At 60.2% G+C, this 25,036-nt stretch carries 25 protein-coding genes, 3 tRNA genes and 1 pseudogene; 25 read left to right on the forward strand and 4 right to left on the reverse strand.

Annotated features, from left to right (window positions below):
- Positions 1 to 156 precede the first annotated feature (156 nt).
- From clpP to BS630_RS03210, 6 genes and pseudogenes are all read left to right on the forward strand, one after another.
- Positions 157 to 792 (forward strand): ATP-dependent Clp endopeptidase proteolytic subunit ClpP, encoded by a 636-nt coding sequence (clpP, locus tag BS630_RS03185; RefSeq protein WP_017959926.1) that lies wholly within the window; start codon positions 157 to 159, stop codon positions 790 to 792.
- Positions 793 to 1,088: 296 nt separating this feature from the next.
- On the forward strand, positions 1,089 to 2,366 hold the full coding sequence (clpX, locus tag BS630_RS03190) for an ATP-dependent Clp protease ATP-binding subunit ClpX (protein WP_003547337.1): 1,278 nt from the start codon (positions 1,089 to 1,091) through the stop codon (positions 2,364 to 2,366).
- A 402-nt stretch (positions 2,367 to 2,768) separates the two neighbouring features.
- On the forward strand, positions 2,769 to 5,186 hold the full coding sequence (gene lon, locus BS630_RS03195; RefSeq protein WP_017959927.1) for an endopeptidase La: 2,418 nt from the start codon (positions 2,769 to 2,771) through the stop codon (positions 5,184 to 5,186).
- Positions 5,187 to 5,392: 206 nt separating this feature from the next.
- On the forward strand, positions 5,393 to 5,668 hold the full coding sequence (gene hupB / locus BS630_RS03200; protein ID WP_003547346.1) for a DNA-binding protein HupB: 276 nt from the start codon (positions 5,393 to 5,395) through the stop codon (positions 5,666 to 5,668).
- A gap of 85 nt (positions 5,669 to 5,753) precedes the next feature.
- A pseudogene (locus tag BS630_RS03205) lies at positions 5,754 to 6,078 on the forward strand (EamA family transporter); the annotation flags it as partial.
- Positions 6,079 to 6,172: 94 nt separating this feature from the next.
- Complete coding sequence (locus BS630_RS03210) at positions 6,173 to 8,374, forward strand: esterase-like activity of phytase family protein (protein ID WP_183594467.1); 2,202 nt, start codon at positions 6,173 to 6,175, stop codon at positions 8,372 to 8,374.
- Positions 8,375 to 8,463: 89 nt separating this feature from the next.
- On the opposite strand, the gene BS630_RS03215 is transcribed toward BS630_RS03210, so the two are convergent.
- Positions 8,464 to 9,450 (reverse strand): aldo/keto reductase, encoded by a 987-nt coding sequence (locus tag BS630_RS03215; RefSeq protein WP_077976225.1) that lies wholly within the window; start codon positions 9,448 to 9,450, stop codon positions 8,464 to 8,466.
- 147 nt (positions 9,451 to 9,597) lie between these two features.
- On the opposite strand from BS630_RS03215, the gene BS630_RS03220 reads away from it, so the two are divergent.
- Positions 9,598 to 9,999, forward strand: coding sequence for a (R)-mandelonitrile lyase (locus BS630_RS03220; RefSeq protein WP_025394089.1), 402 nt, complete (start codon positions 9,598 to 9,600; stop codon positions 9,997 to 9,999).
- Here the strand turns inward: BS630_RS03220 and BS630_RS03225 are convergent, their stop codons facing one another.
- The gene (locus BS630_RS03225) at positions 10,000 to 10,605 is read right to left on the reverse strand and encodes a class I SAM-dependent methyltransferase (protein WP_077976226.1); all 606 of its coding nucleotides are present in this window, start codon (positions 10,603 to 10,605) and stop codon (positions 10,000 to 10,002) included.
- Between the two features lie 164 nt (positions 10,606 to 10,769).
- Between BS630_RS03225 and BS630_RS03230 the strand changes: the two genes are divergently transcribed.
- Both BS630_RS03230 and BS630_RS03235 read left to right on the forward strand, forming a co-directional pair.
- Positions 10,770 to 11,123: a hypothetical protein gene (locus tag BS630_RS03230; protein WP_025394091.1), complete on the forward strand. Its 354-nt coding sequence runs from the start codon at positions 10,770 to 10,772 to the stop codon at positions 11,121 to 11,123.
- A gap of 133 nt (positions 11,124 to 11,256) precedes the next feature.
- Complete coding sequence (locus tag BS630_RS03235) at positions 11,257 to 11,805, forward strand: glutathione peroxidase (protein ID WP_077976227.1); 549 nt, start codon at positions 11,257 to 11,259, stop codon at positions 11,803 to 11,805.
- A gap of 60 nt (positions 11,806 to 11,865) precedes the next feature.
- Here BS630_RS03235 and BS630_RS03240 read toward each other — a convergent pair whose 3' ends face one another.
- Both BS630_RS03240 and BS630_RS03245 read right to left on the reverse strand, forming a co-directional pair.
- On the reverse strand, positions 11,866 to 12,264 hold the full coding sequence (locus BS630_RS03240; protein ID WP_025394093.1) for a hypothetical protein: 399 nt from the start codon (positions 12,262 to 12,264) through the stop codon (positions 11,866 to 11,868).
- Between the two features lie 101 nt (positions 12,265 to 12,365).
- Positions 12,366 to 12,441: transfer RNA gene (locus BS630_RS03245), tRNA-Val, on the reverse strand.
- Between the two features lie 403 nt (positions 12,442 to 12,844).
- Here BS630_RS03245 and BS630_RS03250 point away from each other — a divergent pair.
- The 16 genes from BS630_RS03250 to nuoK all read left to right on the forward strand — a co-directional run bounded on the left by BS630_RS03250 (position 12,845) and on the right by nuoK (position 25,032).
- Positions 12,845 to 12,921: transfer RNA gene (locus BS630_RS03250), tRNA-Asp, on the forward strand.
- Positions 12,922 to 13,004: 83 nt separating this feature from the next.
- A tRNA-Asp gene (locus tag BS630_RS03255) sits at positions 13,005 to 13,081 on the forward strand.
- 246 nt (positions 13,082 to 13,327) lie between these two features.
- Entirely contained in the window at positions 13,328 to 13,693 is a 366-nt protein-coding gene (locus BS630_RS03260; protein ID WP_010055493.1) for an NADH-quinone oxidoreductase subunit A, read from the forward strand.
- Entirely contained in the window at positions 13,684 to 14,268 is a 585-nt protein-coding gene (locus BS630_RS03265; protein WP_003578567.1) for a NuoB/complex I 20 kDa subunit family protein, read from the forward strand. Before BS630_RS03260 ends, BS630_RS03265 begins: the two co-directional genes overlap by 10 nt.
- 18 nt (positions 14,269 to 14,286) lie before the next feature.
- A complete protein-coding gene (locus BS630_RS03270; RefSeq protein ID WP_003558447.1) occupies positions 14,287 to 14,889 on the forward strand; it encodes an NADH-quinone oxidoreductase subunit C in 603 nt (200 codons plus the stop codon).
- A 40-nt stretch (positions 14,890 to 14,929) separates the two neighbouring features.
- Positions 14,930 to 15,313, forward strand: a complete 384-nt coding sequence (locus tag BS630_RS03275; protein ID WP_077976228.1) for a four helix bundle protein — start codon at positions 14,930 to 14,932, stop codon at positions 15,311 to 15,313.
- Between the two features lie 61 nt (positions 15,314 to 15,374).
- Positions 15,375 to 16,565 carry an NADH-quinone oxidoreductase subunit D gene (locus BS630_RS03280; RefSeq protein WP_018484018.1) on the forward strand — a complete coding sequence of 397 codons (1,191 nt, stop codon included), beginning with the start codon at positions 15,375 to 15,377 and terminating at the stop codon, positions 16,563 to 16,565.
- The gene (locus BS630_RS03285) at positions 16,565 to 16,837 is read left to right on the forward strand and encodes a hypothetical protein (RefSeq protein WP_025394095.1); all 273 of its coding nucleotides are present in this window, start codon (positions 16,565 to 16,567) and stop codon (positions 16,835 to 16,837) included. Before BS630_RS03280 ends, BS630_RS03285 begins: the two co-directional genes overlap by 1 nt.
- A gap of 16 nt (positions 16,838 to 16,853) precedes the next feature.
- Positions 16,854 to 18,020 (forward strand): NADH-quinone oxidoreductase subunit E, encoded by a 1,167-nt coding sequence (locus BS630_RS03290; protein ID WP_077976229.1) that lies wholly within the window; start codon positions 16,854 to 16,856, stop codon positions 18,018 to 18,020.
- A 10-nt stretch (positions 18,021 to 18,030) separates the two neighbouring features.
- Complete coding sequence (gene nuoF, locus BS630_RS03295) at positions 18,031 to 19,335, forward strand: NADH-quinone oxidoreductase subunit NuoF (protein WP_003547378.1); 1,305 nt, start codon at positions 18,031 to 18,033, stop codon at positions 19,333 to 19,335.
- Positions 19,336 to 19,337: 2 nt separating this feature from the next.
- The gene (locus BS630_RS03300; RefSeq protein WP_077976230.1) at positions 19,338 to 20,054 is read left to right on the forward strand and encodes an NADH-quinone oxidoreductase subunit E; all 717 of its coding nucleotides are present in this window, start codon (positions 19,338 to 19,340) and stop codon (positions 20,052 to 20,054) included.
- A 218-nt stretch (positions 20,055 to 20,272) separates the two neighbouring features.
- Positions 20,273 to 22,354, forward strand: coding sequence for an NADH-quinone oxidoreductase subunit NuoG (gene nuoG, locus BS630_RS03305; protein ID WP_077976231.1), 2,082 nt, complete (start codon positions 20,273 to 20,275; stop codon positions 22,352 to 22,354).
- An 11-nt stretch (positions 22,355 to 22,365) separates the two neighbouring features.
- Positions 22,366 to 23,409: an NADH-quinone oxidoreductase subunit NuoH gene (nuoH, locus tag BS630_RS03310; protein ID WP_077976232.1), complete on the forward strand. Its 1,044-nt coding sequence runs from the start codon at positions 22,366 to 22,368 to the stop codon at positions 23,407 to 23,409.
- A gap of 40 nt (positions 23,410 to 23,449) precedes the next feature.
- Entirely contained in the window at positions 23,450 to 23,941 is a 492-nt protein-coding gene (gene nuoI, locus BS630_RS03315; RefSeq protein WP_017959943.1) for an NADH-quinone oxidoreductase subunit NuoI, read from the forward strand.
- Positions 23,942 to 24,085: 144 nt separating this feature from the next.
- Entirely contained in the window at positions 24,086 to 24,700 is a 615-nt protein-coding gene (locus BS630_RS03320; protein WP_003547387.1) for an NADH-quinone oxidoreductase subunit J, read from the forward strand.
- A 23-nt stretch (positions 24,701 to 24,723) separates the two neighbouring features.
- Positions 24,724 to 25,032, forward strand: coding sequence for an NADH-quinone oxidoreductase subunit NuoK (gene nuoK / locus BS630_RS03325; protein ID WP_003547388.1), 309 nt, complete (start codon positions 24,724 to 24,726; stop codon positions 25,030 to 25,032).
- Positions 25,033 to 25,036: the final 4 nt, after the last annotated feature.

Genomic DNA, 25,036 nt, shown 5'->3' on the forward strand with positions numbered 1-25,036 from the left:
ATGCATGAAAAGAAGGAGCTTAGCCGCCTTGCCCCGCCTTCTTAACGTTATCCGCATGCGTGTCTTGAAGAGGAGGGCCGGGACACTCTATGTAGGGGTAAGACATTTTTCTTTGATTCCCGGCGCGGGCCGGCGAGACGTTGACAAAGGACGCACATGAGAAACCCAGTCGATACCGCAATGGCCCTCGTTCCGATGGTCGTGGAACAGACCAACCGCGGTGAACGCTCCTACGACATCTATTCCCGCCTGTTGAAGGAACGCATCATCTTCCTGACAGGTGCTGTCGAGGACCATATGGCGACGCTCGTCTGCGCCCAGCTGCTCTTCCTCGAGGCCGAAAACCCGAAGAAGGAAATCGCCCTCTACATCAATTCGCCGGGTGGCGTCGTCACCGCCGGCATGGCGATCTACGATACGATGCAGTTCATCAAGCCTGCGGTTTCGACGCTCTGCATCGGCCAGGCCGCGTCCATGGGCTCGCTGCTGCTGGCGGCCGGCCACAAGGACATGCGCTTCGCCACGCCGAATTCCCGCATCATGGTGCACCAGCCTTCGGGCGGCTTCCAGGGCCAGGCTTCGGACATCGAGCGTCATGCTCGCGACATCCTCAAGATGAAGCGCCGCCTGAACGAGGTCTACGTCAAGCACACGGGCCGGACCTATGAGGAAGTTGAAAAGACGCTCGATCGTGACCATTTCATGGATGCGGACGAAGCCCAGAGCTGGGGCGTGATCGACAAGGTTCTGACGTCGCGCCTCGAAATGGAAGGCGAGCAGGCTAGTAATTAATAGGGATGGTGTTTTCCTCGCCACAGTTCTATCCCATTTGTGATTGAACAAGGGCTTTCATCCGGCGACGAAGACGCTAATAGTAACTATTAATGCTATGTTGAATTTTTATGACATAGCATTCGGCATTCGAAGGGGAATTCGTTGCCGCCGGGGCCAGGACATGATTGGTTGGGCCCGGTTCGTAGCCCCTGAAGCCCTTCTCGGCAAAGGCTCCGGAAACGGAGTGCCGCCAGGAGCTGATAGAGTGGACCGCGATTTCGCCTTGAAATGCGGCGTGCTGGAAGGAAAGTGATATGAGCAAGGTCAGCGGCAGCAACGGCGGCGACTCCAAGAACACTCTTTATTGTTCGTTCTGCGGAAAGAGCCAGCACGAAGTCCGGAAACTGATTGCCGGACCGACCGTCTTCATCTGCGATGAATGCGTCGAATTGTGCATGGACATCATCCGCGAGGAAAACAAGTCCTCGATGGTCAAGTCCCGCGACGGCGTTCCGACGCCCCAGGACATCATCAAGGTCCTCGACGAATATGTCATTGGCCAGCGACAGGCGAAGAAGATCTTGTCGGTTGCCGTTCACAACCATTACAAGCGCCTGGCGCACGCCTCCAAGAACGGCGAAGTCGAGCTGGCGAAGTCGAACATCATGCTCGTCGGTCCGACCGGCTGCGGCAAAACTTATCTTGCCCAGACGCTTGCCCGCATCATCGACGTTCCCTTCACCATGGCTGACGCGACGACGCTGACCGAGGCCGGTTATGTCGGCGAGGATGTCGAAAACATCATCCTGAAGCTGCTGCAGTCGGCCGACTACAACGTCGAGCGTGCACAGCGCGGCATCGTCTACATCGACGAAGTCGACAAGATTTCGCGCAAGTCCGACAACCCGTCGATTACCCGTGACGTCTCGGGCGAGGGCGTGCAGCAGGCGCTGCTGAAGATCATGGAAGGCACGGTCGCTTCCGTTCCGCCGCAGGGCGGCCGCAAGCACCCGCAGCAGGAATTCCTGCAGGTCGACACGACGAACATCCTGTTCATCTGCGGCGGCGCTTTTGCCGGCCTCGACAAGATCATCTCTGCCCGTGGCGAGAAGACCTCGATCGGCTTTGGCGCTAGCGTCAAATCGCAGGATGACCGCCGCGTCGGCGAGGTTCTGCGCGAACTGGAGCCTGAAGATCTGGTCAAGTTCGGCCTGATCCCTGAGTTCATCGGCCGCTTGCCGGTTCTGGCGACGCTCGAGGACCTCGATGAGGACGCGCTGATCCAGATCCTGTCCGAGCCGAAGAACGCTTTGATCAAGCAGTATCAGCGCCTGTTCGAGATGGAAGACGTGGAACTGAACTTCCATGAGGACGCTCTTCGCGAAATCGCCCGCAAGGCGATCGTGCGCAAGACCGGCGCCCGCGGCCTTCGCTCGATCATGGAGAAGATCCTGCTCGACACAATGTTCGAACTGCCGACGCTGGAGGGTGTGCGCGAGGTCGTCATCTCCGAGGAAGTGGTGCGCGGTTCGGCCCGTCCGCTTTACATCTATGCCGATCGCCAGGAAGAAAAAGCCAACGCTTCGGCGTGACCTTCACCGCTTTCGCGTGATTATTTTGGGGGCTTGCCATAGGCAGGCCCCTTTCTATTTGAAAAACCATGCGAGGCCCTGTTAGTATTTGCCCGTGGGAACCGAAATTGCCTTTGCCGATGTTGCGCAAGGGATCGTGCTTGGCAATGATGCAATGATTCCGTAAGCCTCTTGCTGGCGTTTGTATTTTAGCCGGGTCGGAAGTGGTAAGCGCCGGTCCAGCCACGCGCTTCATAGTGTTGGCGTTCCGTTGTAATAAAGCTGTTACATCCGAGGGACGCGGGCGTTAGCGTGGCTTGAAAAGCGTAGTTAGAACCTCCACTTGTAGCAACAAGTGAGTGCCGGCCGGTCCCAAGCGGCCGTGCAGAGAGCCCGGCAACGGGACGATGGAAAGGACATAAAATGACGAAGAAAACGTCTGTAGCGAGCAGCACTGCCTACCCTGTTCTGCCCCTGCGCGACATCGTGGTTTTCCCGCATATGATCGTGCCGCTGTTCGTCGGACGGGAAAAGTCGATCCGTGCGCTCGAAGAGGTCATGGGTTCCGACAAGCAGATCATGCTGGTGACGCAGATCAACGCCAGCGACGACGATCCGGATCCTTCCGCGATCCACAATGTCGGCACCGTGGCGAACGTGCTGCAGCTCCTGAAGTTGCCCGACGGCACCGTGAAGGTTCTCGTCGAAGGCCGCGCCCGCGCCGAGATCGACACCTATACCAGCCGCGAGGATTTCTATGAGGCGCTCGGCCATGTGCTCGAGGAGCCGCATGACGATCCGGTCGAACTGGAAGCCTTGTCGCGTTCGGTCGTTTCCGAATTCGAGAGCTACGTGAAGCTCAACAAGAAGATTTCGCCCGAAGTGGTCGGCGCCGCCAGCCAGATCGACGACTATTCCAAGCTCGCCGATACGGTCGCCTCGCATCTGTCCATCAAGATCACCGAGAAGCAGGAGATGCTGGAGACCACCAGCGTCAAGCAGCGCCTTGAAAAGGCCCTCGGCTTCATGGAAGGCGAGATCTCGGTGCTGCAGGTCGAAAAGCGCATCCGCTCGCGCGTCAAGCGCCAGATGGAGAAGACCCAGCGCGAATACTACCTCAATGAACAGATGAAGGCGATCCAGAAGGAACTCGGCGACGGCGAGGAAGGCCGCGACGAGATGAGCGAACTGGAAGAGCGCATCTCCAAGACCAAATTGTCCAAGGAGGCCCGTGAAAAGGCCGATGCGGAGCTGAAGAAGCTGCGCCAGATGAGCCCGATGTCGGCGGAAGCCACGGTCGTGCGCAATTATCTGGACTGGCTGCTCGGCATTCCCTGGGGCAAGAAGTCGAAGATCAAGGCTGATCTCAACAATGCCGAGAAGATCCTCGAAGCCGATCACTTCGGTCTCGACAAGGTCAAGGAGCGCATCGTCGAATATCTGGCCGTGCAGGCCCGTGCCACCAAGATCAAAGGCCCGATCCTCTGCCTCGTCGGTCCTCCGGGTGTCGGCAAGACCTCGCTCGCCCAGTCGATCGCCAAGGCGACCGGCCGTGAGTATGTCCGCATGGCGCTTGGCGGCGTTCGCGACGAAGCCGAAATCCGCGGTCACCGCCGCACCTATATCGGCTCGATGCCCGGCAAGGTCATCCAGTCGATGAAGAAGGCGAAGAAGTCCAACCCGCTCTTCCTGCTCGACGAGATCGACAAGCTCGGCCAGGACTATCGCGGCGATCCGTCCTCGGCCCTGCTCGAAGTGCTCGATCCGGCCCAGAACATGACCTTCATGGACCACTATCTGGAAGTCGAATACGACCTGTCGGATGTGATGTTCATCACGACGGCGAATACGCTGAATATTCCAGCACCCCTGATGGACCGCATGGAGATCATCCGTATCGCCGGCTACACTGAGGATGAAAAGCGCGAAATCGCCAAGCGACACCTGCTGCCGAAGGCCATCAAGGAACATGCGTTGCAGCCGGAAGAGTTCTCGGTCAGCGACGACGCCCTGATGGCGATCAGCCAGCAGTACACCCGCGAAGCCGGCGTCCGCAACTTCGAACGCGAATTGATGAAACTCGCCCGCAAAGCGGTCACCGAGATCATCAAGGGCAAGACGAAGGCCGTTCACGTGACGGCTGCCAACATCTCCGACTACCTGGGCGTCCCGCGCTTCCGCCATGGCGAAGCAGAGGGCGAGGATCAGGTCGGCGTCGTGACCGGTCTTGCCTGGACGGAAGTCGGTGGCGAGCTGCTCACCATCGAAGGCGTGATGATGCCGGGCAAGGGCCGCATGACGGTCACCGGCAATCTGAAGGAAGTCATGAAGGAATCAATCTCGGCAGCGGCCTCCTATGTCCGCTCGCGCGCTGTCGATTTCGGCATCGAGCCGCCGCGCTTCGACAAGAGCGACATCCACGTGCACGTGCCGGAAGGCGCGACGCCGAAGGATGGCCCCTCGGCCGGCGTCGCCATGGCAACCGCGATCGTCTCGATCATGACCGGGATCCCGGTGGACAGGCATGTGGCCATGACAGGTGAAATCACCCTTCGCGGCCGTGTGCTGCCGATCGGCGGTCTCAAGGAAAAGCTGCTCGCAGCGCTTCGCGGCGGCATCAAGAAGGTGCTGATTCCGGAGGAAAACGCCAAGGACCTGGCGGAGATTCCTGATAACGTGAAGAACAACATGGAAATCATCCCGGTATCCCGCATGGGCGAGGTGATCAAGCATGCGCTGATCCGGCGGCCGGAGCCGATCGAATGGGACGGCACGGTGGAAACGCCGGTCATCGCAACGGTCGAAGGCCTCGATGAGACAGGCGCAACCATAGCGCATTGAGTGGCCTTTGCCACATTTATGCCCAATTGGCCCTAAACACGCAAAAAGGCTGGCGGAAACGCCAGCCTTTTTTGTGAAAACGTCATGTAGACGCTTGCTTTTCCTTGATTTGCAGGGCTTTTGGGTTTTCGGCGGGCCTGATGAAACCTATTCTGCGCCTAGCTTACTTTTGAGTCGTTTCATACCATTTAGAAAGGGGTGGAAACATGAACAAGAATGAACTCGTGTCCGCAGTAGCCGAAAAGGCAGGACTGACGAAGTCTGACGCGGCTTCCGCTGTTGACGCGGTTTTTGACGTTGTCCAGGCTGAACTCAAGAACAAGGGCGACATCCGCCTCGCGGGTTTCGGCAGCTTCACCGTTTCTCATCGTGCCGCATCGAAGGGCCGTAACCCGTCGACGGGCGCTGAAGTCGACATTCCGGCTCGCAACGTTCCGAAATTCACGCCCGGCAAGGGCCTGAAGGACGCCGTCAACGGCTGATCTGAGATTGATTATCCGTCAGCCGGAAACGAGACCGGCTGTGCAGGATTTGAGAGGGGTTCGGCTTTGCCGGACCCCTTTTGCTTGGCGAGCCTTGCTGTCGCCCGGGCTTATCACCAAGAGCCTGACAGGCATCGAACGGCCGGAGACGATCACCGTCTTGGTGCTCGTTGCTGGCGGGGCTGCTGACTGCCGTAGCGCAGTATTTCCTCACGCTTGCCTACGCCGCGGCCGATGCCGCCTACGTCCAGCCGTTCGACGATCTAAAGCTGCCGTTGAACGTGTTCGCCGGTTGGCTGTTCTTCGGTTATGCGCCGGCCGGCTACCTCTGGCTGGGAGCGGCTCTCATCCTGTCTGCTTCGCTGTTCATCATGCGAAACGAGATGCGCCGGGAGCGCAAACCAGCCTGAAATGATCTGACGCAAAATGCCGCATCTGTCATGCTTCTGTCATGCCTCTGTCATGCCGCGCGCGCAGAAAACTCCTGTTTCGAATGTTCGACACATGGGGGATTTCATGACAATTTCATCGCGCAAGGCAGCGCTTGCTGCCGTGCTTCTCGCATCCGTCGCTTTTCCGGCCGCGGCCGAGCCGGTTTTCAACCGCATCGCCTCGTTCCCGGTTGCGGCGAACCTGCCTGTCGATAAGGACAAGCTTTCGGTGAGCTCCGCCGAGATCATCACCGCGACCGACGACGGCAACACGCTGATCTATAGCGACAGCCCGCTCGGCGCGATCGGCTTTATCGACATTACCGATGCCAAGGCCCCGAAGGCCGGCGGCGCGCTGATGATGGGCGGCGAGCCGACTTCAGTCACCTCGAGCGCCGGCAAGGCGCTCGTTGCCGTCAACACCTCCGAAAGCAAGGCGAAGCCCTCGGGCCGTCTCGCGATCGTCGACGTGGCGACCAAGAAGATCGAAAGCACGTGCGATCTCGGTGGTCAGCCGGATTCGATCGCCCTCAACAAAGACAAGACGCTCGGCACCATCGCAATCGAAAACGAGCGCGACGAAGACGTCAATGATGGCAAGATCCCGCAGATGCCGGCCGGCGACCTCGTCGTCTTCCAGGTCAAAAACGGCACCGTCGATTGCGGCACTATCAAACACGTAGCGCTGACCGGCGTCGCCCCTGAAGATCCGGAGCCGGAATTCGTCGCCTTCAACGGCCTGAACGAGATTGCCCTGACGCTGCAGGAAAACAACGAGATCGTCATCATCGACGCCAACACGGCTGAAGTGAAGACGCATTTCTCCGCCGGCAGCGTCGATCTCTCCGGTATCGACACCAAGCGTGACGGCGCCCTGAAATTCTCAGGCGAAGCCAAAGGCGTTCTGCGCGAGCCCGACGCCGTGAAGTGGCTGGACGACAACCGCCTCGTCGTCGCCAATGAAGGCGACTATCAGGGCGGCTCGCGCGGCTTCACCATCTTCGACAAGACGGGCAAGCTTCTCTACGAATCGGGCGCCTCCTTCGAACGCGCCGTCGCCCATATCGGCCACTATCCGGAAAGCCGCTCGGGATCGAAGGGTGTCGAGCCCGAAGGCCTTGAAGCCGCCATGTTCGGCGACATCAAGTATTTCTTCCTGCTCGCCGAACGTGCTTCGGTCGTCGGCGTCTATAAGGATACCGGCGCCGATCCCGAACTCGTCCAGTTGCTGCCATCCGGCATTTCGCCGGAAGGCGCGATCGCCATTCCCGCGCGCAATCTTCTTGCGACCGCCAACGAGGTCGATCTCGGCAAGGACGGCGGAACGCGCTCGCATGTGATGATCTACGAGCGCTCGGAGGGCGAGAAGGCCTATCCGCAGATCGTCTCCGCCGAGAAGGACGGCAATCCGATCGGCTTTGCAGCCCTTTCGGGTCTCGCCGCCGTTCCGGGCAAACCGGGCATGCTCTACGCCGTCAGCGACAGCGTTCTGGGCTCACAGCCGACGATCTACACGATCGATGCCAGCAAGAAGCCGGCCGTCATCACCGACGCCCTCGTCGTCAAGCGTGACGGCACCCCGGCCCAGAAGCTCGACATCGAAGGCATCGCAGCCGCCGCCGATGGCTCCTTCTGGCTCGCCTCGGAAGGCTACAGCGAGCGTCTCGTCCCGCACGCGCTCTACAACGTCAACGCCAAGGGCGACATCAAGGCCGAGATCGCCCTGCCGAAGGAGCTCGTCGCCAACGAAATCCGCTACGGCTTCGAAGGCGTGGCCATTGTCGGCACCGGCGACGACACCATGCTCTGGATGGCGGTCCAGCGCGAGTGGAGCGACGACGAGAAGGGCTTCGTCAAGCTCGTCTCCTACAATCCGAAGAAGAAGGAATGGGGTGCCGTTCGCTATCCGCTCGACAAGACGGAAAGCGGCTGGGTCGGTTTGTCGGAAATCTCCGTCCAGGGCGACAGCGTCTACATCATCGAGCGCGACAACCTCGTCGGCCATGCCGCCAGGCTGAAGAAGCTTTACAAGGTTGCGATATCGGAGCTGAAGCCCGCCAAGCTCGGCGGCGAGTTGCCCGTCGTCAAGAAGACCGAAGCCCATGACTTCCTCGGTGAACTGAAGTCTGCGACCAACGGCTATGTGCTGGACAAGCTCGAAGGCTTCACTTTCGACGCGTCGGGCAAGCCCTACGCGGTCACCGACAATGACGGCGTCAGCGACTCCTCCGGCGAGACCCTGTTCTTCCCGGTCGACCTGACCGCCACGAACTGAGCTTCTGACAGTTACACGACAGAAAAATGGCCGGGCGGAAACCCGGCCATTTTGCCTTTCGGCCATTTGCATTTTGGAATATCGATGGCCTACCAGCGTTGATGCACATGCGGCGCAATCAACCGCTCATAGATCTCGCGCGTTGCCGCCATGACATCGGCTGACAGCGGCGCAAGGTCGGCGGCAGCCGCGTTGGCCCTGGCCTGCTCGGCATTGCGGGCGCCGGGGATCACGACGGTGACAGCGTCGCTCATCAGAATCCAGCGGAGCGCGAAGGCAGCCATGGTCGTGCCCTCGGGCACCAGCTTGCGCACCTCTTCCACCGCCTGCAGGCCGACCTCGAAGGGAACGCCGGCAAAGGTCTCGCCGACATCGAAGGCCTCGCCGTTGCGGTTGAAATTGCGGTGGTCGTCGCTGGCAAAATGTGTGTCCCGGGTGATCTTGCCGGAGAGAAGACCGCTGGCGAGCGGCACACGGGCGATGATCGCCACATTCCTGCGGCGCGCTTCCTGGACGAACAGGTGGTCGGGGCGCTGGCGGAAGATGTTGTAGATGATCTGGATGCTGACGACGCCGGGATATTCGATCGCCTTCAGCCCGTCTTCGACCTTTTCGACGCTGACGCCGTAACCCTTGATCTTGCCGGCCTTCTGCAGCGCGTTCAGGCTCTCGAAGATCTCAGGTTGGTAAAGCGCGTCGCGCGGCGGGCAGTGGAGCTGCACGAGGTCGAGGCTGTCGACGGCAAGATTCGCCAGGCTGCGGTCGATAAAGCCTTCGAGATTAGCCTTGGTGTAACCTTCGGCGACATGCGGATTAAGGCGGCGGCCGGCCTTGGTGGCAACCATCGGCCGTTCGCCGCCACGCGTCTTCAGCACGTCGGCGATGATCTTTTCCGAGCGGCCGTCGCCATAGACATCCGCCGTATCGATGAATGTCATGCCGGCATCGAGCGCGGCATTGAGCGCCGCGCGTCCGTCCGCCTCGCTGATATCACCCCAGGAGCCGCCGATCTGCCATGCGCCGAAGCCGACATTGGTGACGGTGAAGGGCATGCGGCCAAAAGCATGGTGTTTCATGAAAAATCCTCCGTAGGTGATGAAAGGTGTTGGAATTATCAGTCGGGTGAGTCCGCGGCAATTGCCGATCCAGCTTTGATTGGTCGCCTCGATGAAATATCGTCGCGATATAAGGCTTCAACCGCAATCAATGGAAAAGGAAAGATCATGGAGATCAAACCCGTCGGCTCTCGCCCCTCGACGAAGCCACCGGCCGACTATTTCACCGGCGCCGTTCGCCAGGATCCGCTGATGGAAACGCCTGCGCCGGCACGGGCGAGGGCGGTCTCCGTCACCTTCGAACCCGGCGCCCGCACGGCCTGGCATACGCATCCGCTCGGCCAGACGCTGATCGTGACATCAGGCAAGGGCCTCGCCCAGAGTTGGGGTGGGGACATCCGCGAGATCCGCGCCGGCGATACCGTCTGGTTCGCGCCGGGCGAAAAACATTGGCACGGTGCTGCCCCGGATACGGCGATGACGCACATCGCCATTCATGAGGCGCTGGACGGCAATCACGTCGACTGGATGGAAAAGGTCAGCGACGAGCAATATTCCGGCAAGGCCTGATCAGAGCCGCTTCAGGCAATAGGAAAAATGCGCGTGCGATTCGACCGTCAGGAACTCGAATTGCCAGCCGTAATCCTTGCAGAATTTGGTAACCGCCTCGACGACACCATAGACGATCGGCTTGACCGTATTGCCGGTGCAGAAATCATGCCCGGCAATGCGCCCCGTCCGCTTCACCTTCTTTTCGCAGAGCAGGAGTTCCTGCCAGGTGAGCTCGAAGGAATGATCGGTATCGATATAGGCCCAGTCGAGGAAATCGTCGTCGAATTCGGCAAGCTTCCCGAGCGATGTGCCCTGCATCAGGTGCAGCCGGCCGGCCTCGATCTCGGCCGCGAATTTCGTGTGGATCGAGTCGAGCCCGGAGCTGTAACGATCCATCGACCAGGGATCGATGAGGTAGAGCTGCGCCGGTCGGTTCTTTTCCAGGATCTCCGCCGTATATTCGCCGAAGGCTGCTCCGACCTCGACGCCGATGCCGCCGTTCGGAATCCGGTAGAGCAGCTCGCCGCGATCCGGCAGCAGCCGGGCGTTTTCCATATGATGGGCGCTGAGGGGGGTGCGCGGCATGCTCGCCCGGAGCGCCTGCCTTTCTTCACGTGTCTTCATCTTGATCTCGGGATTGCGGGCGACTGACGGCCCTGATGCGGTTTGACGGGAAGGTAGGAGCAGCCGGCACCGATGACAACCGCATGACAGGAATTTGCTTCTTTCGAACAAACCGCTAAGTTCCATCTGTGAACTGACGAAAAAGCCTCGGGAGGAGCGATTTCATGAGACGCATGTGGCCTGAAGAATTCAACGCCATCATCAGCGAAGCTGAGGAGGTGGTGTTGGAAACACCAGCCGAGGCCGGCGAAGCGCCGCTGCAGCGCAAGGCGCTGAAGGCGCGAATCACCATGCAGGATTACGAGCGGATCTGGCCGCTCGCCGAAATGCGCTTCCGGCTTGGCGAAAGAGATGGCAAGGCCATCACGCTGATCACCACCAACCCCCACTATCATCCCTGGCACCCGAAGGACGGCGGCAGCGTCGACTCCGTGTCGGACAGCGGCCGCCACTACAAGACGGACTATCTCGTCGTCCACTTCCTGCTCGACGACGTGAAGGAAACGTCTCCCGCCTGAGGTGCTGAGGCCCGGTGCGGCCGGAAGTCGCACCGGCGTCCTGTGGAAGCCAAGTTGATCCCGACGCTGATGACAAGGGCGGCGATATCGCTAAGCTTTGGCGAAACATATCCTTACGAAATTGGAGGTTCCTGTGACGGGCAATGTGCTGGATATCCCGGTCAAGACTGTGGATGGTCGTCAAACGACGCTCAACGAATACAAGGGCAGGGTGATTCTGATCGTTAACGTCGCCTCGAAATGCGGGCTAACCCCGCAGTATGACGGGCTGGAAAAGCTCTATGGAGAAAAGCGCGAGCGCGGCTTCGTCATCGCCGCCTTTCCCGCCAACGACTTCAAGGGCCAGGAGCCTGGCACCGACGCCGAGATCCTCGATTTCTGCACCAGCACCTACGACGTCACCTTCCCGATCTTCTCGAAGATCTCGGTCAAGGGCGAGGCCCAGCACCCGCTTTACCGACAGCTGACCAAGTCGGGTGTCGCGACGACGGGCGACGGCCCGATGCGCGAACGTCTGAAATCCCATGGGCTGACAGGTGGCGATGAGGACGACATCCTCTGGAACTTCGAAAAATTCCTGATCGGCCGCGACGGCAAGGTCGCCGCCCGTTTCGCGCCGGATGTGACGGCAGATGATTCGCGGCTCGTTTCGGCGGTCGAGAAAGAACTGGCGAAGGCATGAATGGTAGGGGATGGGGAATCCTCCAGACGGCAAGGCATGCCCATCACCCCAAGCACATGGTTACATCTGCGTCAGAGAAAATGAGAAGGCGCATCGGGCTCCGCTCATAAACGAAACGCGGTTCTGAAAAAACGAAAACGTATATTCATCCCCGCTTTGACCGTTGTCTTTGAAAGATGCGGGGAAGCGGCTGATTGTGCTTAAGACGCCGCGCTGGCTGGTTTTCTTGATTTCCAGGCTGCAGGCTGAATTGTCCGCGTCGACCGAAAAATTAATCGGCAGATCTGACGGCATTCTCAGGAGATAGGTCCTGGCTTCACGCGCCGGGGTTTCTCCGGAGGTCGTCATCGCCTGATCCCCGGCAGACAGGAACACCTCTTGCGCCGGCTCTCTGGCAATGCACGGCGGCACAGCCACGCCTGCGAGAAGCAGCGTAGAGATGATGGCAACGGTTTTCATGAGGTGTCTCCTGACAAAACACCTTGCGCAGATCCTGAGCGGATTAGCGAGCTAATTCGGGAGTCTAAATCTGATGAACAAGCAGCGGGAAAGTTTGGAAATGGTGGGCGATGACGGACTCGAACCGCCGACATCCTCGGTGTAAACGAGGCGCTCTACCAACTGAGCTAATCGCCCATCGCAAACAAAGCCGGATCGGCCTGCCGCGTTGGTGGCCGTGATCTATGCGGATCGCGGCAAAACCGCAAGAGTGTTTGTGAAGATTTTTGATTTTTTTGGTGGTGGTCCCCTGTCTGGCAATGCCGCTCAGGTCCGGCTTGGCTGTGGAAAAGTGAGGGGAGGGCGGCGGGCATGTCCGTTTCGAAGGCGCTGCGTCGGCGCCTGAGCATCGCTGCGGAAGACGGAAGTGCCGACTTTTGTTCGTCTGGCATCCAACCCGCCGAAACAATTCGCAGACTGTCATGGTTTTGTCTCCAAACCTGCTTGACACTAAAAGGCGAACCCCGTAGTTAGCCGCTCATCGAAACGGGCAGCCGTTTTGGAGAGGGTGCGAAGGCATCCGGACTGCTTGAAATGAATTGCGGGTGTAGCTCAGTTGGTTAGAGTGCCGGCCTGTCACGCCGGAGGTCGCGGGTTCGAGCCCCGTCACTCGCGCCATTTCAAGTCTTGTAAAACGCAAATGCGATTTGCCGTTTGTCCGGTTCTCTTTATCCTCGCGGCCGCAAATGGCCGATCAATGCGCGGGTGTAGCTCAGTCGGTTAGAGTGCCGGCCTGTCACGCCGGAGGTCGCGGGTTCGAGCCCCGTCACTCGCGCCATTTCTTCCGAAAGCTATGCAGTTTCCAATGGTCAGGCATGCAGGTTCAAACGGCTTGCACGGATTTGTCGCGACATCGTTGCATCTGCTTGATAATGTCCGCGCGACACGCGTCGAATTGCCTCTGTAAAAGTCTTGCGCCGGGGCCTCGGCTGCGCTAACCACGGCTTGTTGCAACGCACGTTCGCTTGCCGGGCATTTGCCCAAATGCGCCGCCTGGCGTCACCGGCAAGCAGGGATGAACATGATGACTGAACTGCTCAGTTCTTATATTCCGATCGCTATCTTCATCGCTATTGCGCTTGTTATCGGCCTGGCGCTGCTCATTGCGCCGTTCGCCGTGGCTTTCAAAGCGCCCGATTCGGAAAAGCTCTCGGCTTACGAATGCGGCTTCAACGCTTTCGACGACGCCCGCATGAAGTTCGACATCCGTTTCTACCTCGTGTCGATCCTCTTCATCATCTTCGACCTCGAAGTCGCCTTCCTCTTTCCCTGGGCCGTGTCTTTCGGCGCCATCGGCTGGTTCGGCTTCTGGTCCATGATGGTCTTCCTTCTCGTGCTGACCATCGGCTTTATCTATGAATGGAAGAAGGGAGCCCTGGAATGGGAGTAGCCCCTGTGAGCAATCAGCCGCTTGTTGCCCAGCAGCCGAAGGGGATTATCGATCCCTCGACCGGCAAGCCGATCGGCAGCAACGACGCCTTCTTCGGCGAGATCAACAACGAGCTCGCCGACAAGGGGTTCCTCGTCACCTCGACCGATGAGCTGATCAACTGGGCCCGCACCGGCTCGCTGATGTGGATGACCTTCGGTCTTGCCTGCTGCGCTGTCGAAATGATGCAACTGTCCATGCCGCGTTATGACGTCGAGCGCTTCGGCTTTGCGCCGCGCGCCTCGCCTCGCCAGTCCGACGTGATGATCGTCGCCGGCACGCTGACCAACAAGATGGCGCCCGCTCTGCGCAAGGTTTACGACCAGATGCCCGAGCCGCGTTATGTCATCTCGATGGGCTCCTGCGCCAATGGCGGCGGCTATTATCACTATTCCTATTCGGTGGTGCGCGGCTGTGACCGCATCGTGCCGATCGACATCTACGTGCCGGGCTGTCCCCCCACGGCAGAGGCGCTGCTTTACGGCGTGCTTCTGCTGCAGAAGAAGATCCGGCGTACCGGCACGATCGAACGCTAAGGGTTAAGGACAAGGCATATGAGTGAAGCCCTGACTGAGCTTGCGTCCTACCTTGGCGAAGCGCGCGGCAACCTGATCGCCGCATCGCAGATGAAGTATGGCGAACTGACGCTGACGACCACGGGTGAAAACCTGGTTGCGCTTCTGACTTTCCTGCGCGACGACGCCAAATGCGGTTTCGTCAACCTGATCGATATTTGCGGGGTCGACTGGCCGCAGCGCGAGCTGCGTTTCGATGTCGTCTACCACCTGCTGTCGCCCAAGAAGAACCTGCGCATCCGTGTCAAGGTCGCAACGGATGAAGATACGCCGGTTCCGTCCGCCTGCCCGGTCTATCCTGGTGCCGACTGGTTCGAGCGCGAGACCTGGGACATGTACGGCGTGCTCTTTACCGGCCATCCGGACCTGCGCCGCATCCTGACCGACTACGGCTTCGAAGGCCATCCGCTGCGCAAGGATTTCCCGACCACCGGTTTTGTCGAAGTGCGTTACGACGACGCGGCAAAGCGCGTCGTCTACGAGCCGGTCGAGCTGAAGCAGGAATTCCGCAACTTCGACTTTATGTCGCCTTGGGAAGGCACGGAGTATGTGCTGCCTGGGGATGAAAAGGCGAAACAGTGAGTAGTGAATAGTCGGTAGTGAGTAGCGGCTAGATATCCGGGTGACGAACGGGAAAATCACTTCCTACCGTGACTTGAAAGTCTGGAAATTTGCTATCGAGCTGTCTGTTGTTTGTTATGAGGTGACGAGAACTTTCCCGCGGGAAGAGATTTATGGGTTGACCAGCCAGATTAGACGATCTTCTGCTTCCGTGGCCGCGAATATCGCGGAGGGCTATGGAAGAGAAAATCGAGGCTCGTTCGCCCAATTTCTCAAGATCGCTCAGGGCTCGTTGAAAGAATTGGAGACGCATTTGATCATCGCCGGACGAATTGGCTTTCTTCAAGCCTCGGCCTTGGACGAATTGCTCGACCGATGCGACGAAATTGGAAAGATGCTGGGATCGCTTATTCGAAGCGTTCAGCACCGGAAAGCTGATGAATAGTGAACGGTCGAAACTAATCACTACTCACTAGCCACTACTCACTCTAAGCGAGTTGATCGCCATGACCGAACATAACGTCCGCAACTTCAACATCAACTTCGGACCGCAGCATCCAGCGGCGCACGGCGTTCTTCGTCTTGTCCTGGAGCTTGACGGCGAAATTGTGGAGCGGGTCGATCCGCATATCGGCCTTTTGCATCGCGGCACCGAGAAGCTGATCGAGACCAAGACCTATCTTCAGGCCGTGCCCTATTTCGATCGCCTCGATTACGTCGCGCCAATGAACCAGGAACATGCCTATGCGATGGCCGTCGAAAAGCTGCTCGGCATCGAGATCCCGATTCGAGGTCAGCTGATCCGCGTTCTCTATTCGGAAATCGGCCGCATCCTGTCGCACCTCCTGAACGTCACGACACAGGCCATGGACGTCGGCGCGCTGACGCCGCCGCTCTGGGGCTTCGAAGAGCGTGAAAAGCTGATGGTGTTCTACGAGCGCGCCAGCGGCTCGCGCATGCACGCAGCCTATTTCCGTCCGGGCGGCGTCCATCAGGATCTGCCCGAACAGCTCGTGCAGGATATCGGTGCCTGGTGCGATCCGTTCCTGAAGGCGCTCGACGACATCGACAACCTGTTGACCGGCAACCGCATCTTCAAGCAGCGCAACGTCGATATCGGCGTCGTCTCGCTGGAGGAATGCTGGGCTTGGGGCTTTTCCGGGGTCATGGTGCGTGGTTCGGGTGCGGCCTGGGATCTGCGTCGCGCCCAGCCCTATGAATGTTATTCCGATCTCGAATTCGACATCCCGATCGGCAAGAACGGCGACAATTACGACCGCTATCTGATCCGTATGATCGAGATGCGCGAATCCGTCCGTATCATGAAGCAATGCGTCAATCGCCTGCTCTCGGATGCCAAGACGGGTCCTTTCTCGTCGATCGACGGCAAGGTTGTGCCACCGAAGCGCGGTGAGATGAAGCGCTCGATGGAAGCGCTGATCCACCACTTCAAACTCTATACCGAAGGCTACCATGTGCCGGCCGGCGAGGTTTATGCCGCCGTCGAAGCGCCGAAGGGTGAGTTCGGCGTCTATCTCGTCTCCGACGGCACCAACAAGCCCTATCGCTGCAAGATCCGTGCGCCGGGTTACGCCCACCTGCAGGCGATGGACTTCATGTGCCGCGGCCACCAGCTTGCCGACGTTGCGGCCGTCCTCGGCTCTCTCGATATCGTCTTCGGCGAGGTGGACCGCTGATGCAGCTTCTGCCGCTGGCCGTCGCAATCCTTCTTTCGGCATCCGGGGTTTCGGCTCAGGAGTCCGATAGCCTCGGCACGCCGCTGGGCCACAAGGAAGAGACGCCGCCGGCGCAGCAATCGTCCATGGGCGAGCTTTTGTCCAAGGGCTATCAGATCAAGGCTGCCATTCCGAACGGCAGCAAATTCGTAGTGTTTATGCAAAAAGACCAGTCGGCCTATGCCTGCGAAATGCAGTCTTTGACCGCTTCGCGGTGTGGAACCCTAAACTGACAAGGCGTGAGAAAGAATGTCCGTTCGTCGATTAGCCGAAGATCAATTCCAGCCTGCCGCATTCGCCTTCAGCGATGAGAATGCGGTCTGGGCGGACAAGACGATCCAGAAATACCCCGCCGGCCGCCAGCAATCGGCGGTCATCCCGCTGTTGATGCGGGCGCAGGAGCAGGACGGCTGGGTCACGCGCGCGGCGATCGAAAAGATCGCCGACATGCTTGATATGGCCTATATCCGCGTGCTCGAGGTCGCGACCTTCTATACGCAGTTCCAGCTGCATCCGGTCGGCACCCGCGCCCATGTGCAGGTGTGCGGTACGACGCCCTGCATGCTGCGCGGCTCGGAAGCGCTGATGTCGGTCTGCAAGAGCAAGATCCATGCCCATGCCTTCGAGCGCAATGCCGAAGGCACGCTGTCCTGGGAAGAGGTCGAATGTCTCGGGGCCTGCGTCAATGCGCCGATGGTGATGATCGGCAAGGACACCTATGAGGACCTGACGCCCGAGCGTCTCGAAGAAATCATCGACGTCTTTGCCGCCGGCAATGGCGCCAGCATCAAGCCTGGCACCCAGATCGACCGGGTGTTTTCGGCGCCTGAAGGCGGCCTGACCTCGCTGACGACCGAAGAGCCGAAGGCAAGGACGCGCGCCAAGAAGGCCGATGCCGAAACCGTGTCGGCTCCGGTCGACCGCGCGCCGGTGCCGCCCTCCGAGGCCGCCCGCCCAAAAAGCACCGATGCCGAGACCAATGCTACCCTGAAGACGCCGGCAACGGCGCCCAAGGCGGCTGCGAAAAACGCAAAGGCAGCCGAGGAGCAGCCGGTCTCCGGCACTGCGGCTGCCGAACCGACGCCGAAAGCTGCCGTCAAGGCCGAGGCTGCCACGGCGGCAAAGCCTGCCCTGACCGACAAGAACCGTCCAGCCGGTATCGAAAAGCCCGCCGCCCCGGACGATCTGAAGATGATCTCGGGTGTCGGCCCGAAGATCGAGGCGACGTTGAACGAAATCGGCATCTTCACCTTCGCGCAGGTCGCAGGCTGGAAGAAGGCCGAACGCGAATGGGTCGATGGCTATTTGAATTTCCGCGGCCGCATCGAGCGCGATGACTGGGTCAAGCAGGCCAAGGCGCTCGCCAAGGGCGGGGAAGCGGAATATATCAAGGTCTTCGGCAAGAAGCCGCGGTAAGAGGTGAAGCATGTTACAAGATAAAGACCGCATCTTTACCAACATCTACGGCCTCAAGGACAAGTCCCTGAAGGGCGCGATGAGCCGCGGCCACTGGGACGGCACCAAGCAGATCCTCGAAAAGGGCCGCGACTGGATCATCAACGAGATGAAGGCGTCAGGCCTTCGCGGTCGTGGCGGCGCCGGCTTCCCGACAGGCCTCAAATGGTCCTTCATGCCGAAGGAAAGCGACGGCCGCCCGCACTACCTCGTGGTCAACGCCGACGAATCCGAGCCCGGCACCTGCAAAGACCGCGACATCATGCGCCACGATCCGCATACGCTGATCGAAGGCTGTGTCATCGCGAGCTTCGCTATGGGCGCCAATGCGGCCTACATTTACGTGCGCGGCGAATATATCCGCGAGCGCGAGGCGCTGCAGGCGGCGATCGACGAGTGCTATGATTATGGCCTGCTCGGCAAGAACAACAAGCTCGGCTGGGACATGGATATCTTCGTCCATCACGGCGCTGGCGCCTATATCTGCGGCGAGGAAACCGCGCTGCTCGAAAGCCTCGAAGGCAAGAAGGGCCAGCCGCGCCTGAAGCCGCCGTTCCCGGCCAATATGGGGCTCTATGGCTGCCCGACGACGGTCAATAACGTCGAATCGATCGCTGTTGCGCCGACGATCCTGCGCCGCGGCGCCGGCTGGTTCTCGGCCATCGGCCGTCCGAACAATGTCGGCACCAAGCTGTTCATGCTCTCCGGCCACGTCAATAAGCCGTGCACGGTCGAAGAGGAAATGGGCATCACCTTCCGCGAACTGGTCGACCGCCATGCCGGCGGCATCCGCGGCGGCTGGGACAACCTGCTTGCCGTCATTCCGGGCGGCGCATCCTGCCCGATCGTTCCGGCCAAGGACATCATCGACTGCCCGATGGATTTCGACGGCCTGCGCGGTGTCGGCTCGTCTTTCGGTACGGCGGCCGCGATCGTCATGGACAAGTCCACCGACGTCATTAAGGCGATCGCTCGTATCTCCGCCTTCTTCAAGCATGAGAGCTGCGGCCAGTGCACGCCCTGCCGCGAAGGCACGGGCTGGATGTGGCGCGTGATGGAGCGCATGGCCAAGGGCAATGCCCAGAAGCGCGAAATCGACATGTTGTTCCAGGTGACGAAGCAGATCGAAGGCCACACCATCTGCGCGCTCGGCGACGCCGCCGCATGGCCGGTGCAGGGTCTGATCCGTAACTTCCGTCCCGAGATCGAAAAGCGCATCGACCAGTATACGGCGAGCGCGCTTGATCACGGCGCGGTTCTGGAGGCGGCTGAATAGTCATGGCGGACAATGCATCCAAGGGTAGGAAAAACGAAGAGGCCGCCGATTTCGCGGCCGGGTTCGGCCGTCTTGCTGCCGAGATGCTGGAAAACGCACGGGCGATGCCGGTGCATCCGCTGATGGCGCATCCCGCTGCAGCCTTTGCCGCCGCAACGGCGATCGGCTTCGGTTTCTCGACCCAGATGGCCGGCGCCTTCTTCGGGGCCTTCCAGAGCGCCCTGGAAACCACCAGCAAGGTCGCGGCCGCCCTCGATGACACGCCGCCGGACGAACTGAAGCCCGATGTCGATATCCGGCCGGAGAATATTCGCCCGGTCGTGAAGGCGGTCACCAAGCCGTCGGCCGAGCAAAAGGCAGGACCGAGACTGACGGTCGTCAAACCGGTCAGCGAGCCGACGCCAGCCAGCCGGCCGAAGCCAGTCAGCCAAGCGAAGCCAGCCAGTCAAACGAAGGCCAGCGAGCCAAAGGTGGCCGTGAAGGCAAAACCGGTTGGGCGGGGGAAGACCGATGATCTCAAGCTGATCGCCGGCATCGGCCCGAAGCTGGAGCAGGTGCTGAACGCCAAGGGCATTCGCAGCTTCGCCGAGATTGCTGGCTGGACCGACGAGGAAATCGACCGGTTCGACACCGAACTCGGCTTCAACGGCCGCATTCTGCGTGACGACTGGACCGGCCAAGCGAAAGTTCTGGCAGGGCGGGGCCGCAGAAAGAAATGAACTGTCCGGCCGTGTCGATCGGCCGGAAAGATGGGCAGGTCGGCGGACGGGCGGGGGCCTCAGGATGCCGGTGCGGGTTCCGGATCTGGAATGCGCGACAGAGAATTTGGGCGACATCAGATGTCGGCAGGACGAAAGATCCGGCTTGGCAATGAGAGTGCTGCAAAAATAGGTTTGTTTGCCGTCATCAGGCAAACGGGAAACAGGACTGAGCGACGATGGCAAAACTGAAGATTGACGGCAACGAGATCGAAGTTCCGGATCATTACACGCTATTGCAGGCGTGCGAGGATGCCGGCGCCGAGGTTCCGCGCTTCTGCTTCCATGAGCGCCTGTCGGTTGCCGGCAACTGCCGCATGTGCCTTGTCGAGGTGAAGGGCGGACCGCCGAAGCCGCAGGCTTCCTGCGCCATGAGCGTGCGCGATATCCGCGGCGGCCCGAACGGCGAACTGCCTGAGGTCTTCACCAACACCCCGATGGTCAAAAAGGCCCGCGAAGGTGTGATGGAATTCCTGCTGATCAACCATCCGCTCGATTGCCCGATCTGCGACCAGGGCGGCGAATGCGATCTGCAGGACCAGGCGATGGCCTTCGGCATCGACACCTCGCGCTATCAGGAAGACAAGCGTGCCGTCGAGGACAAGTATATCGGCCCGCTCGTTAAGACGGTGATGAACCGCTGCATCCACTGCACGCGCTGCGTCCGCTTCACCACCGAGGTCGCCGGCATTTCCGAACTCGGCCTGATCGGCCGCGGCGAGGATGCCGAGATCACCACCTATCTCGAACAGGCGATGACCTCCGAGCTGCAGGGCAATGTCGTCGACCTTTGCCCGGTCGGCGCGCTCACCTCGAAGCCCTTCGCCTTCACCGCGCGCCCGTGGGAGCTGAACAAGACCGAATCGATCGACGTCATGGATGCCGTCGGTTCGGCGATCCGCGTCGACACCCGCGGCCGCGAAGTCATGCGCATCCTGCCGCGCGTCAATGAGGCGATCAACGAGGAGTGGATTTCCGATAAGAGCCGCTTCATCTGGGATGGACTGAAGACCCAGCGCCTCGACCGGCCCTATGTTCGCCGCGACGGCCGCCTGCAGCCCGCCACCTGGGCCGAAGCCTTCGGCGCTATCAAGGCCGCCGTCGGCGCCACCTCGGGCGACAAGATCGGCGCGATATCGGGCGACCTCGCTTCCGTCGAGGAAATGTATGCACTCTCCGAACTGGTGAAGTCGCTGGGGTCGGTCAATCTCGACTGTCGCCAGGATGGGGCGGCACTCGATCCGTCGCTCGGCCGTGCAAGCTATCTCTTCAACCCGACGATCTCGGGCATCGACCAGGCCGACGCGCTGCTGATCATCGGCGCCAATCCGCGCTTCGAGGCTGCCATCCTCAACGCCCGCATCCGCAAGCGCTGGCGCCGCGGCAAGTTCCCGATCGGCGTGATCGGCGAGCGTGCTGAACTGCGCTACAGCTATGATTACCTCGGCGGCGGTCCCGACACGCTGAAGGATCTGGTCGACGGCACCCACGCCTTCGCGGACGTGCTGAAGAATGCCGCCAAGCCGATGATCATCATCGGCCAGGGGGCGCTCTCGCGCACCGACGGCGCCGGCGTTCTCGCCAGTGCCGCCAAGCTTGCCGGTTCCGTCGGCGCGGTCGTCGAAGGCTGGAACGGCTTTGCCGTCCTCCACACCGCTGCCGCGCGTGTCGGCGGCCTCGACCTCGGCTTCGTGCCGGGCGCCAAGGGCGTCAACGCAGCCGAGATGCTGACGGCGATGGACGTGCTCTTCCTGCTCGGTGCAGACGAACTCGACTTCACCGCCAAGAAGGCCAAGCTCACCGTCTATATCGGCTCGCATGGCGATAACGGCGCACACCATGCCGACGTCATCCTGCCAGCCGCAGCCTATACCGAAAAGTCCGGCACCTGGGTCAACACCGAAGGCCGCGTCCAGATGGGCAACCGTGCAGGTTTTGCGCCGGGTGATGCCCGCGAGGACTGGGCGATCATCCGCGCCCTTTCCGACGTGCTCGGCAAGAAGCTTCCCTTCGATTCGCTCAGCGAATTGCGTGTCCGGCTCTATGCCGCTTTCCCGCATTTCGCTGCCATCGACGAGATCGCCGAAGCCAATAGCGCCCAAATTGCCGCAGTTGCGAAAAAAGCCGGCAAGATGAACAAATCCGGGTTTGCGTCGCCGGTGAAAGACTTCTATTTGACGAACCCGATAGCGCGTGCCTCGGCTGTCATGGCGGAGTGCTCGGCATTGGCCCGCAACAACTTCAAAGTCGCGGCAGAGTAAGGGCAGGGACTATGGATTCTTTCTTTTCAAGCTATGTCTTGCCGGCGATCATCATGGTCGGCCAGTCGCTGCTGCTTCTCGTCTGCCTGCTCGTCTTCATCGCCTATGTGCTGCTCGCCGACCGCAAGATCTGGGCAGCCGTGCAGCTGCGCCGCGGCCCGAACGTCGTCGGTCCCTTCGGCCTGTTCCAGTCCTTCGCCGATCTTTTGAAGTTCGTCTTCAAGGAGCCGATCATTCCGGCCGGCGCCAACAAGGCGGTGTTCCTGTTGGCCCCGCTGGTAACGGTGCTTCTGGCGCTGTCCACCTGGGCGGTGGTGCCGCTGGCCGACGGATGGGTGATCGCCAACATCAATGTCGGCATCCTCTATATTTTCGCGATCTCCTCGCTCGAGGTCTACGGCATCATCATGGGCGGCTGGGCTTCGAACTCGAAGTATCCGTTCCTCGGCGCGCTGCGCTCGGCGGCACAGATGGTCTCCTATGAAGTCTCGATCGGCTTCGTCATCGTCACCGTGCTTCTCTGCGTCGGCTCGCTGAACCTGACCGATATCGTCAATGCGCAGCATACCGGCCTCGGCACCATGCTCGGCCTGCCGGCGTCGTTCCTCGACTGGCACTGGCTGTCGCTCTTCCCGATGTTCATCATCTTCTTCATTTCGGCACTTGCCGAAACGAACCGCCCGCCCTTCGACCTTCCGGAAGCCGAATCGGAACTCGTCGCCGGCTTCATGGTCGAATACGGCTCATCGCCATACATGATGTTCATGCTCGGCGAATATGCGGCCGTCTGCCTGATGTGCGCGCTGACGACGATCCTCTTCCTCGGCGGCTGGCTGCCCCCGGTCGATATCTGGATCCTCAACTGGGTCCCAGGCATCATCTGGTTCACGCTGAAGGCCTGCTTCGTGTTCTTCATGTTCGCGATGGTCAAGGCCTTCGTTCCGCGCTACCGCTACGACCAGCTCATGCGCCTCGGCTGGAAGGTGTTCCTGCCGCTGTCGCTCGCCATGGTCGTCATCGTTGCATTCGTGCTGAAACTGATGGGTTGGGCATGATGCTGCCCGCTCTCGTTTTCGGCAAAATTGGAGGTTGAAGATGGCAAGCTTGTCCGGCTCCATCAACTCGCTGTTTCTCAAGGAATTCGTCGGCGCGTTCTTTCTGTCGATGCGCTATTTCTTCCGCCAGAAGGCGACGATCAACTATCCCTTCGAAAAGGGTCCGGTCTCCCCGCGTTTCCGCGGCGAGCATGCGTTGCGCCGTTATCCGAACGGCGAGGAACGCTGCATCGCCTGCAAGCTCTGCGAGGCGATCTGTCCTGCCCAGGCGATCACCATCGAGGCCGGTCCGCGCCGCAATGACGGCACGCGCCGCACGGTGCGCTACGACATCGACATGGTGAAGTGCATCTATTGCGGCTTCTGCCAGGAAGCCTGCCCGGTCGACGCGATCGTCGAAGGCCCGAATTTCGAATTTGCGACGGAAACCCGCGAAGAGCTCTACTTCGACAAGGCACGGCTTCTGGATAACGGAGACCGGTGGGAGCGCGAAATCGCCCGCAACATCGCGATCGACTCGCCGTACCGCTGATTGAGATTTTGAAATGCCGCGGTGGAGCTTAAGCGCTCCTGTCGCGGTCAATATGCACAGGAGCTTTTCCGGTTAACGCCAGGGAGAGCTCCATCGGGCAGGGAAACTCCCGGCTGCCCGGGGGAAGATGAAAAAGGCACCAACATGGGTCTGCAGGCTCTATTTTTCTATCTTTTCGCCTTTGTCGCGGTGGCGTCGGCGTTCATGGTCATCTGGGCGAAGAACCCGGTTCACTCGGTTCTCTTCCTGATCCTGGTGTTCTTCAATGCGGCCGGCCTCTTCCTGCTGCTCGGTGCCGAATTCCTGGCGATGATCCTGCTTGTCGTCTATGTCGGCGCCGTCGCCGTCCTCTTCCTCTTCGTGGTGATGATGCTCGATATCGACTTCACCGAACTGAGGGCCGGCGTTCTCGAATATGCGCCGATCGGCGGGCTGATCGGGGTGATCCTCGCAGCCGAACTGATCGTCGTCATCGGCGGCAGCGTCATCTCGCCTGAGATCGCCAAATCAGTCGCCATGCCGATCCCGGCGCTGAGCGAGCGCACCAATACGGCCGCCCTCGGCGACGTGCTCTACACCAACTACGTCTATTTCTTCCAGATCGCCGGTCTGGTGCTCCTCGTCGCCATGATCGGCGCGATCGTGCTGACGTTGAGACACCGCACCAACATCAAGCGGCAGAATATTCCCAGGCAGGTTGCCCGCACGCCCGCCACCGCCGTCGAGGTGGTTTCGGTCAAGCCCGGGCAGGGCGTCTAAAGGCAGGTCAAGGAACAAAGAACATGGTCATCGGACTTTCCCACTACCTGACGGTCAGCGCCATCCTCTTCACGCTCGGCGTCTTCGGCATCTTCCTGAACCGGAAGAACGTCATTGTCATCCTGATGTCGATCGAATTGATCCTGCTTGCCGTCAACATCAACATGGTCGCCTTCTCCTCCTTCCTGAACGACATCGTCGGCCAGGTCTTCGCGCTGTTCATCCTGACGGTCGCGGCAGCCGAAGCGGCGATCGGTCTTGCAATTCTCGTTGTCTTCTACCGCAACCGCGGCTCGATCGCGGTCGAAGACGTCAATATGATGAAGGGCTGAGTGG

This window comes from Rhizobium laguerreae, from assembly GCF_002008165.1.
Classification (GTDB): domain Bacteria; phylum Pseudomonadota; class Alphaproteobacteria; order Rhizobiales; family Rhizobiaceae; genus Rhizobium; species Rhizobium laguerreae.

Coding starts and splice junctions, on each gene's coding strand:
- clpP (WP_017959926.1), top strand. CDS start 157: ATGAGAAACCCAGTCGATACCGCAATGGCCCTCGTTCCGATGGTCGTG.
- clpX (WP_003547337.1), top strand. CDS start 1,089: ATGAGCAAGGTCAGCGGCAGCAACGGCGGCGACTCCAAGAACACTCTT.
- lon (WP_017959927.1), top strand. CDS start 2,769: ATGACGAAGAAAACGTCTGTAGCGAGCAGCACTGCCTACCCTGTTCTG.
- hupB (WP_003547346.1), top strand. CDS start 5,393: ATGAACAAGAATGAACTCGTGTCCGCAGTAGCCGAAAAGGCAGGACTG.
- BS630_RS03210 (WP_183594467.1), top strand. CDS start 6,173: ATGGGGGATTTCATGACAATTTCATCGCGCAAGGCAGCGCTTGCTGCC.
- BS630_RS03215 (WP_077976225.1), bottom strand. CDS start 9,450: ATGAAACACCATGCTTTTGGCCGCATGCCCTTCACCGTCACCAATGTC.
- BS630_RS03220 (WP_025394089.1), top strand. CDS start 9,598: ATGGAGATCAAACCCGTCGGCTCTCGCCCCTCGACGAAGCCACCGGCC.
- BS630_RS03225 (WP_077976226.1), bottom strand. CDS start 10,605: ATGAAGACACGTGAAGAAAGGCAGGCGCTCCGGGCGAGCATGCCGCGC.
- BS630_RS03230 (WP_025394091.1), top strand. CDS start 10,770: ATGAGACGCATGTGGCCTGAAGAATTCAACGCCATCATCAGCGAAGCT.
- BS630_RS03240 (WP_025394093.1), bottom strand. CDS start 12,264: ATGAAAACCGTTGCCATCATCTCTACGCTGCTTCTCGCAGGCGTGGCT.
- BS630_RS03260 (WP_010055493.1), top strand. CDS start 13,328: ATGACTGAACTGCTCAGTTCTTATATTCCGATCGCTATCTTCATCGCT.
- BS630_RS03265 (WP_003578567.1), top strand. CDS start 13,684: ATGGGAGTAGCCCCTGTGAGCAATCAGCCGCTTGTTGCCCAGCAGCCG.
- BS630_RS03270 (WP_003558447.1), top strand. CDS start 14,287: ATGAGTGAAGCCCTGACTGAGCTTGCGTCCTACCTTGGCGAAGCGCGC.
- BS630_RS03280 (WP_018484018.1), top strand. CDS start 15,375: ATGACCGAACATAACGTCCGCAACTTCAACATCAACTTCGGACCGCAG.
- BS630_RS03285 (WP_025394095.1), top strand. CDS start 16,565: ATGCAGCTTCTGCCGCTGGCCGTCGCAATCCTTCTTTCGGCATCCGGG.
- BS630_RS03290 (WP_077976229.1), top strand. CDS start 16,854: ATGTCCGTTCGTCGATTAGCCGAAGATCAATTCCAGCCTGCCGCATTC.
- nuoF (WP_003547378.1), top strand. CDS start 18,031: ATGTTACAAGATAAAGACCGCATCTTTACCAACATCTACGGCCTCAAG.
- BS630_RS03300 (WP_077976230.1), top strand. CDS start 19,338: ATGGCGGACAATGCATCCAAGGGTAGGAAAAACGAAGAGGCCGCCGAT.
- nuoG (WP_077976231.1), top strand. CDS start 20,273: ATGGCAAAACTGAAGATTGACGGCAACGAGATCGAAGTTCCGGATCAT.
- nuoH (WP_077976232.1), top strand. CDS start 22,366: ATGGATTCTTTCTTTTCAAGCTATGTCTTGCCGGCGATCATCATGGTC.
- nuoI (WP_017959943.1), top strand. CDS start 23,450: ATGGCAAGCTTGTCCGGCTCCATCAACTCGCTGTTTCTCAAGGAATTC.
- BS630_RS03320 (WP_003547387.1), top strand. CDS start 24,086: ATGGGTCTGCAGGCTCTATTTTTCTATCTTTTCGCCTTTGTCGCGGTG.
- nuoK (WP_003547388.1), top strand. CDS start 24,724: ATGGTCATCGGACTTTCCCACTACCTGACGGTCAGCGCCATCCTCTTC.